Consider the following 17148-nt stretch of genomic DNA (forward strand, 5'->3'; position numbering starts at 1 on the left):
ATCAAACTTATGAGATTAATACAAGCATAACATTGCCTTACCATTGACTAAAAATTCTGAAGAAAGTGAATCATGGGTAGATATCTATGATTGGCTAGGCACAGAAGCACCAGTAGGTTCTCCTAGAGCAGTTAAAGAACTACTTCGTTCACTAATTGACAGTAAAGTCATCTATCAATGGGATGAGGCAGTTTTGTATTCATTTCTTTTACGAAAAGGAGTCCTAAATCTTAATGGAAACAGACACTTAGATTTTCTAAATAATCTGGCCAAAGCAAGTAAAACAAAAGCAGGTCTTGAAGCAATAGAAGATTATGCAAATTCAGAATCTGAAATCCCCCCAGACATTTCACGATATTCTCCTGATGAAATAGATCCTGATGCAGAAATTGTAGAATCAGAAATTGGTACAGCAACATCAGAAGAACTTGCAAATTTAATTGATGATAATACAACTTTAGATTCCGATGTAATTACTCCAATTGAACAAATTTTATCTACAACTGAAATTCTTGATTCCATTTCAGTTGATGAGGAAGCAATTCAGTTCTATGTTGCATATTCAATTAATCAATTATGGAAAGATGCATTTTTGGAACCAGAAAAAACAATTACTCAATTAAAAAATATTGAAAAGAAAGACAACAAATACAGAAATTTAGTAATCAAGACTTTTCTGGAAGATTATGAAAACTCAAAAAATCTAAAAATTCCTGAAAATTATATTTTCAGCGATGGTAAAAAACTTGTAGAGCCATTTTTAATGCAAAAATATGTTGCATATAAAATAAAACAACTACCATATTTTGGAAATTTTTCAGGTACAGGTGCAGGGAAAACTCTCTCAGCCATCCTTGCAAGTCGTATGATTGATAGCAAAGTAACTCTAATTGTTTGTCCAAATGATGTTGTATCACATTGGAAGAAAAATGCAGAGCAAATTTTTTCTGATTCACATGTAACTACACACAAGGACGTATTTTCTGCAAAAAGAGATGATTCTAGGCACCAATATTGGGTGATTAACTACGATAAACTAAATCAAGAGTCTTCTCGAGATGATGTGTATCTTTTAGGAAAACAAAAAATCGATTTTATTGTTCTTGATGAGATTCATTTCTCCAAAGTAACAAATGATACAGAAAAATCAAAATCAAAGAGACGAGAAGTGTTGGAATTTTTATTGACATTAGCACGAAAGAAAAATCCAAATCTCAAAGTGTTGGGGTTGTCTGCAACGCCGGTTGTAAACAATATTCATGAAGGAAAATCATTATTGGAATTGATGAGTGGGAAAATTTATGATGATATTTCTACACGACCAACTGTTCCTAACGCTGTTACATTATATGAAAAAATTACATTAAATTCTATCAGACACAAACCAAATTACCAAATCACAGTTGCTGAAAATGTTGTGGAAGTTGAAGCAGAAAGACCTACAGGTACAAGTCTTGCAGAGCTCAACTCTAGACCATTAGCAATTGAACAGTATCTAACAGATGCAAGAATACCTGAAATCGTAAAAAGAATTGATGGTCCAACTATTATTTACAGTGAATATGTCGGAACTGCTATTCCAGGGAAACCAACAATACTTGAAAAAATTGCAGAAGCAGTAAAAGAAAAAAATTATAGTTATGGTTTTTACACAGGAGATGATCATACAGGCCTCCAGAGATTCCTTGATAAAAAATTCCAGGTACTAATTGCATCAAGGCCGATTTCTACTGGTGTTGATGGATTACAATCAGTATGTACAAATTTGATTTTCAATACTTTACCATGGACTCATGCATTATACCAACAAATTATTGGTAGAATTGTAAGAACTGGTCAGGGGAAAAATAAAGTCAACATACACCACATCAAGGCAAGCATTGGTGGATATGCATATGATGAAATGAAATTAAATCGTCTTAAATTCAAACGTACTTTGGCAGATTGTGCAGTTGATGGTTTACTCCCTGAAAAGAATCTCATTTCTGCTTCTAAAGCATCAAAGGAAGCAATAAGTTGGCTTGCACGCCTAGAAAAAGGCGAAATCTCATGTATTACTAGGCGTGATCTGAATAGAATTCTCTTACCTACAGAAATCAAAAAGAGACAATCTCGATACGGTGATTTTACAAAACAAAATCAGAAAATCAATACTGAAAGAACATCTACCACTCATCAGAGGTTATTGACAAATCCTGAGGAATGGCATGAATATCATAGAAATTATAGAGAAGAGCGAAAGAATTGGAGAGTCATTCCATTTGATGAATGGATTAAAAGAATCAAAAAACTATCTGATCGTTTTATTATAGGTGACTTTGGTTGTGGAGAAGCAAAGGTTGCTGAATCCATTGGTAGTAGAGTAATTAATCTTGATCATGTTTCAATTGATTCACATGTAATTTCATGTGATATGACAGATGTTTCGGAATATATCAAGAAAGGAGGTCTAGATGTCGCATTATTTTCATTATCTTTAATGGGTAAAAATTGGCAAGACAATCTAATAGAAGCATCAAGATGTCTAAATGAAAGTGGGTTGTTGTTTATTTCTGAAACTACAAAATCGTTATCTTCTAGGCTTGAAAGTATTAGAGATGAAATCAAAAAACTCAACTTTGAAATATACAAAGATGAGGAAATCGGGCCATTTACATTCATTGAAGCAAGAAAAAAAGAAACATCTGAATACTAATGGTAAAAACCCCTGTAGACACATATGAAAAAATGATTAAATTTATTCAAACTCAACTTCAAAGAAAACGATTTGTTGGAAATTATCAACTTGTAATGATCAAATTATTGTTACTCAAGGGTAGTCAAACTCGACAACAGATTGCAGAAGAATTATGGAAACAAAATAATTCAGAAAGAGACATTAGTTTTTATCGAACAGTCCCAGTGTACAGAGTTTTGGTAGATAATGGTGTAGTAACTAAAAAGGGAGATGTTTTTTCACTGGTTCTAAATATGACATACTTTGAAAAACCAATAATTATTGATAAAATTAATTCAGCAATATCACGTCATACAGAGTTTTCAAAAACAGGATATCTTCCGTTTAATGAGGCTAGAAATAAAGTTCGAGAACTAGCAAAACAGCATAATCTGAAAAATTCTTCTGATTGGTCTGAATTTGTTAAATCAGGTAAAAAGCCAGACAATATTCCATCTAATCCCAGCTCATACTACAAAAAGAAGAAATCAGGCGGTAATTAGGCATAGATATGGAATACAACAAAGCAATTAGAGACAAAATCCCTGAAATTATTCAAAAAGATGGCTATTCCTGTAATGTAAAGACGCTATCTGATGAAGAATTTTTGGCAGAAATTGAGAAAAAACTCTCTGAAGAGGTAGCAGAATATCAAAATGACAAAAATCCAGAAGAATTGGCAGATATTTTGGAAGTGATTTACAGAATTGCCAAACTAAAAGGAATTTCAAAAGAAGAATTAGAGGAAATTAGAATTAAAAAAGCAACTGAAAGAGGTTATTTCAAGAAAAATTTGTTTCTAATTGACACAAATAGAACTTCTTAATTTAAGAAGGATAATGTGGCATTAGTTCTTCAGCTTTAAAGATAGTTATTTTTCCATTTTTTGTCATTTCAAAGCCTCCTCACAAATATCTGAATACTCACACCATTTACATGCAAACATTTCAGGGGTTGCTTCAAACTCTTTATCTTGAATTGCTTTGACATATCCTTCAAAGATAGCCTTGATTTCTTCCACTTTGGCAGGATCCACTTTGTATTCGAATAATTGCTCTCCTTCAGTTTTCTCAACGTAGAAAAATATGGCCTTGCTTGGATATTTTCCAAAGTCTGGATTCTCTTTTAGTGCCAAAGCATACAAATTCAATTGAGGACTGTTTGCAGCATCAACTTTTTTGTTTTTTCCACCTGTTTTGTAATCGACAACAACATATTCTCCTTCTGGAGTTTTCTCGACTCTATCAATAACTCCATTTACTTGATAACCTCCAATGTATGTAGTAAATGGTAATTCTAATGCAACAATCTCATTTGGATTTGAACTGGACCATTTTTGATATGATTCTAATGCAGGAACTAGTGATTGTTTATCTTGTTTTTCCTTTTGAATTGGACTAGTTAGATATTTTGTTGGATCCCATTTTGTTTCTAACTCTTCTAATAGTTTTTTTACATCATCGACTTCTCCATCTTTTTGTCTTTTTGCAGAGTATTCTACTAGCTCATGAAACGTACTTCCTTTGTAAAGTGCAGATGCTTCTTGATTTTCAGGTAAGGCATTGAGAATATGTTGATACCAGAATTGTTTTGGACATTTTTCATATGTTTCAAACTTTGAAAATGATAAATTCTTTTTTGTAAAGCCTAATTTTTCAGGATTGCTTCCGTTTAATCTTGATTCAATATCGTCACTAGGGGTTTGATTGATAATTTTTTCATATGAATAACCACTAGTCGTTTTATTTTTTTGAAAGAATCCTATTTTTCCCAAATCTAGAATTTTTTGAACTGCACTTTCGTATTGTTCACTGTGTAAATGTTTGATAACTTGAGCCATTTGTTCATTTTTGATAATCTCTACTGCATCAAATGTTGTAGAAATTGTATCACTTGAACTTGAATCATATTTGATAAAATCAATATCCTCATTTTTTTCTGGTTTTAATGGTTGAAGGAACTTTGATGCCTTGTTTACCTTTGATCTATTCTCATATTGAGTAGGATACATCAAAAACAGATTCTCAATGGTTCTAGTCATGCCTACGTATAGCACTCTTCTCTCTTCTCTTAGGAATTCTTCTTTGGGGTCAGCTGATGGAAGAACTCCACTTGCAAGTTCTCTGGGAACATAAAATGGCTTTGCAGTATATTTTAGAGGGATTTTGTAAGTTGCAACATCAATGATAAAGACAGTTTTGAATTCTAATCCTTTGCTTTTATGAATTGTAGATACTTGAACTGCCTCAGAATCCACATCACCTCTTTTTGTTTCAATGTCAAATTTTTCTAATTCGTCAATGAATTCTAAAAATTCTTTAATTCTTGCCTGTGGATTGATTTTTTCAAAATCATATGCACTATTAATTATATCATTGAGTATTGAACGCTCAATAAAATTCTCAATTGAATCATCATTTGCAATTTTTTTATAAATGTCAGTCTTGTTTCTGATAATTTGATAAATGGTATTTGATGGAGAATTGTTTTTTGAAATCTCTATGAATTCTTTGATTAGAGAAAAAATTTCTCTTAATTCGGTTTGTTGAGTGAGATCATTAACTTTTAAATCAGATAATACATCATATGCATAATCCCCATCAGTTTTACTACGTGCTCTAATTATTGCTTCATGATTAATTTTTGAAATATTTTGTTCTGATATACCATACTCTTGACAAATTCTAGTAATACTAGTCATTGATTTCATTGGATTTGCAATGATTCTTAGAAATGAAAATAAAACTTTGGCATTTGGAGAATTATGAATCTCAGATTTTCCGATATATTTTACAGGGATTCCTTCGGATGCTAAAATTTGTGCAACATTAAGACCATCTCTTTGTTTTCTTGATAAAATTGCAAAATCATTAAACGTATAATCGGAATTGTCTTTTTTGATTTCTTTGATTTTGTTTTTGATGAATTCTGCTTGGGCAAATTCTGATGTACATTCTACAACGTTTACCTTCTGAGAATCATCTTTTGTAGGCACAATTTCCTTGTTTTCTCTGAATTTATCTTGGGATAGTAGTTGATTTGAGACATTTATGACATGTTTTGGATTTCTCCAGTTTTTTGCTAATAATACTTCAGTATGATCAGGATATGTTTTTTTGAAATCTTTGAAAATTTCAGTATATGCCCCTTGAAATCTGTAAATGTTCTGATCAGCATCCCCAACTGCTGTAACATTTCCTTTACTTCCTAATTTTTTGACAATTGAAAATTGTGCATAGTTATTGTCTTGGAATTCATCAATTAGGATATGCTTGTATTTTTCTTGAGCTTGTTTTAGTACATTTGGTTTTTTTGGATTACTGAGAAGTTTGTTTGCCTCTACAATCAAATCATCATAATCCATCACATCAATTTCTTTTTTAAAATTCACATATTCCTTGTAGATTTTTACTAAATTATTTAGCATGTGAATGTAATCGTACTCTTCAACATCTTTGATTAGTTCAGTATCTTTTAATTTTTTATCAACATAATTTTGTAATTGTTCTGGGGTGATTAGTTCATCATTAAAGACACTAATTCCATCAATCATTTTTTCAATTAATTCTGCTGCATTGTTTCCAATTTCCACATGATCATCAAATTTGAATTTATCAATATTTTGAACTCCCCATACTAGAAACATTGGTCTATCTAAAATACCCCCTTTCATCCCAAGCCCTGTAGATTCAGTATTATCAATTAAGAAATTTCTACAAAAGGAATGGTATGTACTAATTTCCATTTCTGAGATATCTGTTTTTTCTTTAATGTCTTCATCATCTTGTAATCTTTCTTTGAGTTGATTTGCAGCTTTTTCTGAAAAAGTCAAACAGAGAATTTCTGATGGTTTTAATCCTGTTTTCAAAAGAAATTTTATTCGTTCAGTAATTACTCGAGTCTTCCCACTTCCAGGTCCTGCAGTTACTAGTAATGGGGATCCTATATGCTCAATTGCCAATAATTTTTCTTTATCAAATTTCATTTTCATTAAATCCTAAAGTATGGAATCTCTTAGTTTCGAGAATAAAAGAGTGGCTCTTCATCTCTTTCATCCTCAAACTCTCTGATGATTCGTGGGTACATTGTTGGTTTTTGCATGTTTTAGGTAGGGATTTGGTATTATTATGAAACATGACAATAGTATGCATACTTTGAATACTGTTACCAAGTCATGTTTTTTAGTATGGTTTTCTGTATGTCAATGAGTTTTTTTGAATTCAAATTTTAAAAATCTTCATTTAAAAATTAAATATGATTCTGATGAAGATGATGTTTTAGAAAATTTCTATATTCCAATTTTACAAAATTCTGTCTCTTACAAGAGGATTGCTGGATTCTTTTCCTCAACTAGTCTTTCAGTTGCAGCAAGAGGAATAGTTGAATTTGCAAAAAATGGAGGTAAAATGCAACTAATTACAAGTTCATATTTTAGTAAAAATGATTTAGAAATTCTAAAAACTCATAATAAAACTAAAGAAGAGATATTATCAGAGAATTTTCAAAAAGAATTATCTGAATTAGATGATTTATTGCAAACAGATCATCTTAGAGCATTAGGATGGATGCTAAAAAATAACCTACTTGAAATAAAAATTGTTGATCTAGTAAATGAAAAAGATGAATTAGATTCAGAAAATGTTCCAACTAAATCTGGTATGTTTCATATGAAAGTGGGAATATTTGATGATGGCAATAATTTAGTTTCTTTTAGTGGCTCAATCAATGAATCTGCTACTGGGTGGCTTTATTCAATTGAAGAGATAAAAATTTTCAAAGAATGGTTAGAAGGACAACAAGAATACGTGTATGAAGATCTCAAAGAGTTTGATAAATTTTGGAGTAATAAAGCAAAAAAAAGTCAAACGTATGATATTCCAACTGCAATCAAAAACGAATTAATCAAAATTGCACCAAAGAATTTGGATGAATTAAACATAAACTATCCTTCATCTAAAACCATCATCTCTTCAAAACCTGTGGAGAAAAAGGAATTACGTGAACATCAAAAAACTGCATTAGATGCCTGGAAAAATAATCATTTTCATGGTATTTTGGCAATGGCAACAGGCTCTGGTAAGACAATAACCTCTTTGTTTGCATCTGAAATGGCTTCAAAATCTACTATTACTATCATATGTGCACCAACTGTTCCGCTAATCCAACAATGGGAATCTGAAATAAAGAAATTTGATAATTCTGCTGCAATAATTATTGCAGGAACTGAGAAATCAAATTGGAAGGAACTACTTGGACCAAAATTAGCACCATATAGATTAAATTCTAATCTCGAACAAATTAAAAATCGCACATACATTCTTTGTACAAATAAAACTGCATCAAATACAGATTTTGTAAATTTGTGGAAAGATATTCCATCAGAACATGTTCAATTAATTGCTGATGAAGTACATCACTTGGGTGCACCTGATCTTCAAAATATTTTCAATATAGATTCATCACGTCGACTTGCACTCAGTGCTACTCCTGAACGACAATGGGATGATCAAGGAAATCAAAAGATCTTGGAATATTTTGGAAAAACTATATTTGAATATGATCTTCAGCAGGCTATCGATGACGGATACCTTGCACACTATACATATCATCCATTATTTGCTGAGATGAATTTAGAAGAATTCCAAGAATATTATGATTTAACTAAACAAATTGGTCAGGAAACTGCAAAACATAAACAAAAAGAAAAACAAGCTGGAATCTCATTACCTTTAACCCCATTTCATAAAAGATTGCTTGAAGAACGTGCTTTAATTAAAAAAAAGACTGCAGACAAGGTAAATGTTTTTGAAAATTGGTGTAATTCAATTAAACAAAATCAAATTCTTGTTTTTTGTGAAGATACTGAACAAATGGATGATTTAATTTCTGTTTTAAATCAAACAGGAAAAAAATATGTTAAATACAAAAGTGATATGAACAACTCTCAAAAAATTCAATCTTTAAATTTTTTCAAAGAAGGACAAATTGAATTACTTTTAGCAATTCGATGTCTTGATGAAGGACTAGATGTACCTGACTGTTCTGCATGTGTAATAGTTTCTAGTTCTACAAGTATTCGTGAATTTGTCCAAAGACGTGGACGAGTACTTCGAGCAACAAGTAGGGTCAAAATAGCTAATATCTACGATATTATCGTAATTCCACCTTCAGAATACCTACCTGAACAAGATGATGCCGCAAGAAAAATGATAGATTCTGAAATGAATCGTGTAAAAACAATGGCAGATTGTGCTGATAATCGATTAGATGTCATCAATGAGATTGGCCAAAAGCTTCAATACTATGAATTTCATAGAAATTAGATACCTTGAGTAGCCCTGAGAAAGAAATTCTATCTAAATTAAAGAAAAAAGAATCCAATTTCTCATTACCTGAAGGGATTCTTGAGCAGATCTACAATGAGGAAAGACTAGTTCTATACAAAGGTAGAAAAAGAAACATGGATGAAAAAATTCTAAGACTGATAAATCAACATGCAGATTCATTGGATTCAGAAAAATTAAGAGAGGCAATAGAAGAGAATGATTATACAGAGAATTGATCTTGAAAATTATGGTCCTTACAAGGGAGTCATTAGTTTAGATCTATCTATTACAAATAATGAAAATGTAATATTACTTCAAGGACTAAATGATACAGGTAAAACTTCTCTATACAAAGCAATTCAGTTTTGTCTTTATGGTGAATTTTCAACATTACAATATCAAAAACATGTTAATCGAACAAAACGAGAAATTGAAGATGGACGAACAGCTGTTACGATAATATTTGAACACAATGATCAAAATTATCAGATCACACGAAGTATAGATTTTAAAAAAACACTATTAGACAAAAATCTAGATATTACAAATTATGATTTCTCAGTAATTACAAATGGCACTCCTGAATCAATCACATCAATTGAAGATGAAAAAAGATTCATTGAATACATTTTACCTGAAGAAGCATCACAATTCTTTTTGTTTGATGGTGAAGAAATTCAAGGATATACACAAAATCCTCCAAAACCCAACATCAAAAGTGCCATTGAGATGTTACTTGGAATTAAAGAATTACTTAATGCAGTAGATGATCTTCAAAAAGTCAAAACAATTCAGGAAGAAAAGGTACGAAACGAACTTGCAAAAAAAGAAGAATATCGTGGAGAAAAAGAAGATTTGGATAAACTATCTGAAAGCGTTTCTAAAAAAGATAATGAGATACAAGATATGGAATCCCAAATCAACACTTTGCAAGAACAAAAATCCAAATTTGAAACTCAACTAAGACAATTTGAAGAAGTCAAAGAAATTCTAGAACAGAAAAAGATTAGCGAAGAAAAATTAGAAAAAGCAGAACAAGATATATCAAATACACTTGAATCCTTGCGTAATTTCAATGATAATGAATTGGCAATTTGGCTATTAATTCCATTCTTAAAAAAATTTAAAGATAATACCAAATCTATCTTTGATTCTCATACAAAAAAACTTGCATCTGATATTTTGAAAAAAAGTAACTGTATTTGCGATAGACCTTTGGATGAAAAATCAATTACTATTCTATCCGATATAGCAAACAGTGAAACAAATCAATTTGAAGACATACAAAACTGTGCTAATGAGTTATTAGATAAATTTGGAATAAATCAAAATAAAGAACATTATCTGAGATTAATTACCGAACTAAGTGAGTTTAAAGAGCAAAAAATTTCACTAGAGTCTGATATTGAATCAAAGAATGCAGAACTTGGGACCAAATCTAGTTCTCAAAGTAATGAATACTCAAACATAAGAAATGAATATGAAATCTGTGAAAACAATCTTAGACAAAAACGAATAAAAAATTCTGATTTACGCTCTAAAAGAGATGAAGAAAAGAGGCAATATGATTCAAGAATAAGATTTTTGTCAAATAAGAACATCTCTATAGAATATGATAAGGAAAATAAAAGACGAATGTTAATTGAATTGATTTTAAAATCAATTAATGAATTTATTGATGAAATAGTAGCATCAAGAAAATCTGAAATTGAAAATATTGCATCACAATTTTTAAAAGATATTACAAATGCTCCTGATGTTTATACTGGAATTGAGCTTGATGACCATTATCGATTACATTTAAAAATTAAAGATCATAGTACTGTTCCAGCTTGGGAACGTGGACCTAGTGCGGGTCAAAGTCAAGTTATTGCACATTCTTTCATTGCCGCATTAAACAAATTTACTGCAAAAGAGGCACCAATAATTATTGATACTCCACTAGCAAGACTAGATGATGTTCATGCAGAAAATATAGTTCGTAGTTACCCTCAAATGGGAAAACAAGTAATTGTTTTGTATCAACCAAGAGAACTAGATGATAGATTGATTGAATTGATTAGACCTCATATTAGATTTGAGTATGACATTAAAAGAGACTTGACTGATGTAGAAAATAGTTTGATCACAAGGAGAGAAAATTGAACTATATCAAACCTGAAAAAAGAATATTCACTGCATTTTCTGATTTTTACAAAAAACTCTGTGAGGGTTCTGATAGTAAATTTAATGGAAAAGCTGAATTGTTTGTAGTAGGTTTGGTTTTAGGATTTTTAAATAATAAACGAAATTTAACTGAAAAACCATTTGAAATGGTAAGGTTTTCTCATTTTCATGATAAAAAACGCTCTGATCTTAAAACCATAATTGAGATGATTTATGCTACAATGGCTGAAGGTAAAAATGATAATGAAAAATGGCAAGATATGTTAAAGATTGCAGACGGAGGCATTGAATACCTTAAAGAACATTATGATAAAACTGGAGATAATGTAGATGCATCAATATTGATAAAAGATGTTGAAAAACTGATAGATGGTAAAGTGAAAGAGATTTCGGGATGATTAAATGGTAGAAAAAATAAAGAAAGACTCTAAAAATGTTTTAGACGAGAATATTTTAAAATTAAAACAAATCTTTCCAAATGTATTTGCAGAAGGAAAAATTGATTTTAAAAAATTAAAAGAAACATTGGGAGATTTTGTTGATTCAGGTAATGAAAATTATTCTTTTTCATGGGCTGGACGTTCAGAATCACTAAAAAATATTCAAACTATCTCTCAAGGTACTTTAATTCCTGATAAAAAAGAATCTGTAAATTTTGATTTAACTCACAATTTATTTATCGAAGGTGACAATTTAGAAGTTTTGAAATTATTTCAAAAGTCTTATTTTGAAAAGGTAGATATGATCTATATTGATCCTCCTTATAATACTGGAAATGACTTTATCTATAAAGATAATTTTAAAAATAGTTTAAACTCATACTTGGAACAAACTGGCCAAACAGAAAATAAAATCCCTCTTACAACAAATCCTGAAACGTCAGGAAGATTTCATTCTGATTGGATTTCTATGATCTATCCTCGAATATTTCTTTCAAGGAATCTTTTAACTGAGAAAGGAATCTTATTTGTTTCAATAGATGATAATGAATATTCAAATTTAAAATTGATTTTAGATGAAATTTTTGGTGCTGAAAATAATATTTGTACTTTAATTTGGCATAAAAAAGCAGGAGGTGGTAGTGATAGTAAAAATATTGTAACTGAACATGAGTATATTTTATGCTATGCAAAAAATATCGAACATGAATCATTTGGTGGTTTAGATTTAACTTATGATGAAACGTTAGATTATGAAGGACCGGATGAACAGGGACGATATTATTCAACTGAGGGTTTACTTCTAAGAGGACCAAATTCAACTAAAGAAGCAAGACCTAACTTGTGCTATTCAATTAAGTGTCCTGATGGCACTGAACTTTGGCCAAGAGATGGTGATGGTGCATGGAGATATAGTTCTAAACGTTTCAAAGAAGAATTAAAGAATAACAACATAATTTTTAAAGAAACTAAAAATGGATGGATGGTTTATTACAAGATTTATCTAATTAACGAAGATGGTTCTGAAAGAACAAAAAAAGGAAGAACTATCTTAAATTATCGTTATAATATCGGTCAAACCGGAGAAGGTACTACTAACATTAAAGATGTTTTTGGTTTACGGTTATTTGATAATCCTAAACCTATCTCTTTAATCAAACATTTGATAAAACTCTCTAATTCTTCTGGAATTATAATGGATTTCTTCGCTGGTTCAGGAACTACTGCCAATGCTGTTTTTGAATTAAATTTTAATGATTTACAGAACAGAAAATTTATTTGTGTTCAAATGCCTGAACCCACGGCAAAAAAATCTATTGCATTTAAAAACAATTTTAAATTTATTTCTGATATTTCTAAAGAAAGATTACGTCGTGTAATTAAAAAAATTAAAGATGATATGAAACAACAAAAGTTAGACGAAAAATTAAATCAAGATCTTGGATTCAAAGTCTTTAAACTTACAAAATCAAACTACAAAATTTGGGAAGATGTTCAAGATGAAGCAAAACTCAAAGAACAAATCAAATTGTTTGAAGATCCACTAATTGAAAAATACAAAGACATTGATGTTCTTTATGAAATCATTATCAAAGAAGGATATTCATTAAATTCTAAAATTGAAGAATTTTCTTCAAAACCCAATAAAATCTACAAGGTTTCAGATGATGAATTTTTCTTTTATGCCACATTAGATAAAAAAATTGATGAAAAATCTCTTAAAAATTTGGATTTAGAGCAAAATACCATGTTTGTATGCCTAGATTCTGCACTTGATGATTCTCAAAAAATAAATCTGGATAAACAGTGCATGTTAAAGACTATTTAGATAATTAATTCATTCTAGAAATTTTTGATAACCCATTCTCTTTTGAAATCTGAAAAATATTGTCAACATATGCCTCTAATTCTTTTTCGTGAGATACAAGCACAATTTGCTCTGATTTTAACTCGTCTAATAACTCTCTAATCTTTCCTAATTGATTTTTAGAAAATCCATCTGTTGGTTCATCTAAAATCAATAAATTAGATTTCATTGATTCTGTCTCTTTTCTCATTAGGGAATTCAGAGTTAATCTATAAGATAGTGCAATACTTGTTTTCTCACCTCCTGACAAATAACCTACCTCTTGTTCATACCCATCTTGATTTACAATTGGAGTAAAGTTCTCATCAATTCTTGATTCTTTAGTAGGATCTTCAACCAAAATAGAATACCATCTTGTGTATGTTTCATTGAAATTCTGCCAAATTGATAACAATACTTGTTTTTCAATCTGAGATATTGCTGGAATGAAAAATAACTCTAACCATTCCTGGAATTGTACAAATTTCTTGTATTTTTCTTCCCATTTTTTTGATTCAGATATTTTTTGCTCATTTTGTAAGATTTTATTTTCTTCATTACTCACTTTTTCTTCAGATGCTGCAACAATTGCAGATAATTTGATAATTTTCTCCCTGATTTCACCAAGTTCTTTTTCTGTTGATTCTGTTTTTTTATCTAATGTCTCAAACTTTTCTAACTGCGTTTGAATTTCTCTTAACTCTAATTCTTTTTCTTTAACGTAAGATAGAAGAATATCTATTCTTCCTTGTTCTGATTCCATTTTTTCTTGAACTTTAGATCTGTTTTTCACAATCTGCTGCATCTGAACTTGCGCATTCTCATATTCTGTAATTTGATCTTTAAGATCAGTTAGACACTCTATTGGATTATCTCCATACTCTTTTGGAAATTGAGATAAAATCTCTTCAAATTCAGCCTCAATTTGGCTTAGTTTTGAGGATTTTTGAGTATACTCTGAAATTCCAGGAAGACTTTTTTCGATCTTCAAAATTTCCTCTTCATAGGAATCTAATTTTGATTGAATCTCTTTTGATTTAGAACTTGATTCAAAAAATGAATCAGTAATTGATTTTATTTCCTTCTCTAAACTATCTGATATCTTTTGTTTTTCATCAACTAGTGTATGATGATGCTCTTCTGTAATTTCTTGTTTACAAGTGGGACAAGCATTTCCTAATGCTGAAAAATCTGCAATCTCTTGATCTAGGGATTTTTTTTGTGTAGTTTTTTGAATTTGTTCTTCTTTAATTTCATCTTGTTTCTGTTTTATTTCATCCAAGAATTTCTTCAAATCTTTCTTTTCTTTTTGTAAATCTTGCAATGTTTTCTCCAAATTTGATTGCTCTGAATTTATCTTCTCACCTAATGTCTCCTTTAGATGAGCAATGTCTTCAGTAATTGATTTCTTTTCTGTATCGATTCGTATCTTCTCATTGCTAATTTCCTGGAGTTTTTTTATTTCAGAAGTAATATCTGAAATACTTTTAGTTGTTCCAGGGTGTTCAATCTCCATTAATTCTTCAAATTTCTCATTATTCTCTTTCAAATCTTTTTCCATTTGAATAAAATCTTGTTCTATTTTTTCAATATCTTGTTTAGATTCTTCAATTTTCTCTGAAATATTTTCCTTGTTTGTTTCTAGTTTTATTTTCTCATTGATTTTTGTCTGCAAATCCTTGAGTTGTTTGTTTTTCTCTTCTTCATCTTTGTGTAGTGTAGTAACTTGAGCTTTACTTTGAGAAATTGTTTTCTCTGTCTCTGAGATTATTTTATTTGATTCTGTAATTTCACTTTCTAATTCTGAAATATTGCTAAATCGTTCTTGAAAGACGCCCACTTTACCTTTGATTTCTGATAGTACTTCACGAGCATTAGAATTTGCAATGCTGTAGTCTTCAATTCCAAAGGCTTTACGAATTGTTTCAAGACGCTTTGCAGAGTCTGATAGGACCTCTTTCATGGCTTCCTGAGGCGTAAATATGGCGTATCTGAATATTTTACTCTCAGCTTTTGGGTCTGCAGGCTCGTTGAATTTTAAAATCTGCAAGACTCGCTGCTTTAATTCTGATGGTGATAGTGGCTCTTTTTGGTCATCAATCTTTATCCAGGAATTTTTGGGATCCTGATTTACCCCTGATTTCTTTCTTAACAGAGTTCGTTTGATTTCATACTTTTCACCATCTACTGAAAAATTTAAAATCACACTTCCAGAATCTGATTTTTTTGCCAATAGCGATTCTGCTTTTTGAGAACCTAAACCAAATAATGCAAATTCTATACTCATGAGTATGGTTGATTTTCCTGAACCAATGTCTCCTTCAAACAAAGAGATACCGCGAGGAAACTCTACTTCCTCATGCTCATAGCTTCGAATGTTATCAATTATAATACTATTGAGAATCATCTTTATCTAATCCTAAAAGTGCCAAAGCATTATCTCGAATTCTTGGAATGTATTCATTTTTCTTTTCATTGACTAGTACTGGCTGTCCTAATTCACGTAACAGTTTTTTTGCAAGTTTAATTCCTTCTTCATTTAGTAATTCTGGATACTCAAAACGTAACTGTCCAATATTTTCAGAAAATACATTGGTTTCAATCTCTTCTTTGTTTGCACCTTTTGCTTCTGTAATGGAATACTCTTTTGAAGTCAACCCATTCTTTGAAACATTAACTACCATTGCATTGCGTGAATTTAATTCATCTCTGATTGCTGAAATATTTACATCTGCAGTCTTGCCTGATGTCAACTCTCCTTTGATTTTAATAATTACAACTTTGTTTATAGGATCAATATCTCTAGTTTTCTCCATCAACTCTTGATTGATTGATTCAGCTTTTCTATTATTTGCATCAACTTGTATAATCTCATACAAAGTATTTGGAATCTCTACAAATTCAACTGACTTTATCACATCATCAAATTCTACTAGTACAAAGCCTCGCTTTTGCCCATTTGCATTGTCTTCCAAATCTGCATGATACCCTGCAAATGGTGTTCCAGGATATACGACATTTGAATATCCTTCAAATGACTGATGGTTGAATTTATGCATGTGACCCCCTGCATAGTATGAGAATCCTTTAGGTAGCAAAGATAGTGGCATATGGTCCCCATCCATGCCTGAATCAGTCTTCATATCTGAAATTCCACCATGAAACAGGAATATCTTAAAGCCTGTCTCTGTCTCCAAAGATTCTCTATCTAGTTTCTCATACCACTCTCTGTCCTTTCCAACTTTCAAGCCAGACAGTCCTGCAATCTTGGCGCCAGTTTTCTCATCTATTAAAAAGTCCAAAGATATTGTATCATTCTCATTACTTGTTGCACGAGTAACTTTAGTAATGTATCCAACTTCTGCTAACAAATCAATTACAGAGTTTGACACTGGAGAAAAGTCATGACTCCCATAAACGACATAGATTGGAATTTTAGCATCATGCACTTGACGAAATTTTGCAAATGCAAACTTTTGAACTCGCATCTCTGGAATATTTACATGAAATAAATCCCCTGGAATTAAAATAAAATCTACTTTGCGAGTTATACATTCATCCATTGCTTTCTCAAATACTTGCTGCTCTATTTTCTGCAATGATTCGTGTTTTTGAAAACCCAGATGTATATCCGATAAATGCGCAAATTTCACT

11 protein-coding genes are annotated in these 17148 nt (G+C 30.8%); 8 read left to right on the plus strand and 3 right to left on the minus strand.

The genetic code is table 11. The annotated features are described in order from the left end of the window. Window positions 1-43 precede the first annotated feature (43 nt). The 3 genes from ACW9XA_RS06475 to ACW9XA_RS06485 are packed head-to-tail and all read left to right on the plus strand — an operon-like array spanning window position 44 to window position 3542. Window positions 44-2695 (plus strand): DEAD/DEAH box helicase family protein, encoded by a 2652-nt coding sequence (locus tag ACW9XA_RS06475; protein ID WP_457763551.1) that lies wholly within the window; start codon window positions 44-46, stop codon window positions 2693-2695. Beyond that, window positions 2695-3219, plus strand: coding sequence for a hypothetical protein (locus ACW9XA_RS06480; RefSeq protein WP_457763552.1), 525 nt, complete (start codon window positions 2695-2697; stop codon window positions 3217-3219). The genes ACW9XA_RS06475 and ACW9XA_RS06480 overlap by 1 nt, the downstream gene beginning before the upstream one ends. 8 nt (window positions 3220-3227) lie before the next feature. Further along, window positions 3228-3542, plus strand: a complete 315-nt coding sequence (locus tag ACW9XA_RS06485; RefSeq protein ID WP_457763553.1) for a hypothetical protein — start codon at window positions 3228-3230, stop codon at window positions 3540-3542. 63 nt (window positions 3543-3605) lie between these two features. On the opposite strand, the gene ACW9XA_RS06490 is transcribed toward ACW9XA_RS06485, so the two are convergent. Further along, window positions 3606-6701: an ATP-dependent helicase gene (locus ACW9XA_RS06490; RefSeq protein ID WP_457763554.1), complete on the minus strand. Its 3096-nt coding sequence runs from the start codon at window positions 6699-6701 to the stop codon at window positions 3606-3608. A gap of 229 nt (window positions 6702-6930) precedes the next feature. Between ACW9XA_RS06490 and ACW9XA_RS06495 the strand changes: the two genes are divergently transcribed. Genes ACW9XA_RS06495 through ACW9XA_RS06515 form a run of 5 tightly spaced genes read left to right on the plus strand, consistent with a single transcriptional unit; the run spans window position 6931 to window position 13476 of the window. Beyond that, window positions 6931-9039 (plus strand): DEAD/DEAH box helicase family protein, encoded by a 2109-nt coding sequence (locus ACW9XA_RS06495; RefSeq protein WP_457763555.1) that lies wholly within the window; start codon window positions 6931-6933, stop codon window positions 9037-9039. 5 nt (window positions 9040-9044) lie between these two features. Continuing rightward, the gene (locus ACW9XA_RS06500; RefSeq protein ID WP_457763556.1) at window positions 9045-9278 is read left to right on the plus strand and encodes a hypothetical protein; all 234 of its coding nucleotides are present in this window, start codon (window positions 9045-9047) and stop codon (window positions 9276-9278) included. Beyond that, the gene (locus tag ACW9XA_RS06505) at window positions 9259-11187 is read left to right on the plus strand and encodes an AAA family ATPase (RefSeq protein ID WP_457763557.1); all 1929 of its coding nucleotides are present in this window, start codon (window positions 9259-9261) and stop codon (window positions 11185-11187) included. Before ACW9XA_RS06500 ends, ACW9XA_RS06505 begins: the two co-directional genes overlap by 20 nt. Next, the gene (locus ACW9XA_RS06510) at window positions 11184-11606 is read left to right on the plus strand and encodes a hypothetical protein (protein ID WP_457763558.1); all 423 of its coding nucleotides are present in this window, start codon (window positions 11184-11186) and stop codon (window positions 11604-11606) included. The genes ACW9XA_RS06505 and ACW9XA_RS06510 overlap by 4 nt, the downstream gene beginning before the upstream one ends. A gap of 4 nt (window positions 11607-11610) precedes the next feature. Beyond that, window positions 11611-13476 carry a site-specific DNA-methyltransferase gene (locus ACW9XA_RS06515; RefSeq protein ID WP_457763559.1) on the plus strand — a complete coding sequence of 622 codons (1866 nt, stop codon included), beginning with the start codon at window positions 11611-11613 and terminating at the stop codon, window positions 13474-13476. Window positions 13477-13480: 4 nt separating this feature from the next. Here ACW9XA_RS06515 and ACW9XA_RS06520 read toward each other — a convergent pair whose 3' ends face one another. Both ACW9XA_RS06520 and ACW9XA_RS06525 read right to left on the minus strand, forming a co-directional pair. Beyond that, window positions 13481-15901, minus strand: a complete 2421-nt coding sequence (locus tag ACW9XA_RS06520) for an AAA family ATPase (protein WP_457763560.1) — start codon at window positions 15899-15901, stop codon at window positions 13481-13483. After that, window positions 15888-17147 (minus strand): metallophosphoesterase family protein, encoded by a 1260-nt coding sequence (locus tag ACW9XA_RS06525; protein WP_457763561.1) that lies wholly within the window; start codon window positions 17145-17147, stop codon window positions 15888-15890. Before ACW9XA_RS06525 ends, ACW9XA_RS06520 begins: the two co-directional genes overlap by 14 nt. Window position 17148 lies beyond the last annotated feature (1 nt).

Source organism: Candidatus Nitrosopumilus sp. bin_6a (assembly GCF_054095695.1).

What these genes read in the sequence shown, in the direction of transcription:
- ACW9XA_RS06480 (WP_457763552.1), top strand. Translation starts at nt 2,695, where the DNA reads ATGGTAAAAACCCCTGTAGACACATATGAAAAAATGATTAAATTTATT.
- ACW9XA_RS06485 (WP_457763553.1), top strand. Translation starts at nt 3,228, where the DNA reads ATGGAATACAACAAAGCAATTAGAGACAAAATCCCTGAAATTATTCAA.
- ACW9XA_RS06490 (WP_457763554.1), bottom strand. Translation starts at nt 6,701, where the DNA reads ATGAAATTTGATAAAGAAAAATTATTGGCAATTGAGCATATAGGATCC.
- ACW9XA_RS06505 (WP_457763557.1), top strand. Translation starts at nt 9,259, where the DNA reads ATGATTATACAGAGAATTGATCTTGAAAATTATGGTCCTTACAAGGGA.
- ACW9XA_RS06515 (WP_457763559.1), top strand. Translation starts at nt 11,611, where the DNA reads ATGGTAGAAAAAATAAAGAAAGACTCTAAAAATGTTTTAGACGAGAAT.
- ACW9XA_RS06520 (WP_457763560.1), bottom strand. Translation starts at nt 15,901, where the DNA reads ATGATTCTCAATAGTATTATAATTGATAACATTCGAAGCTATGAGCAT.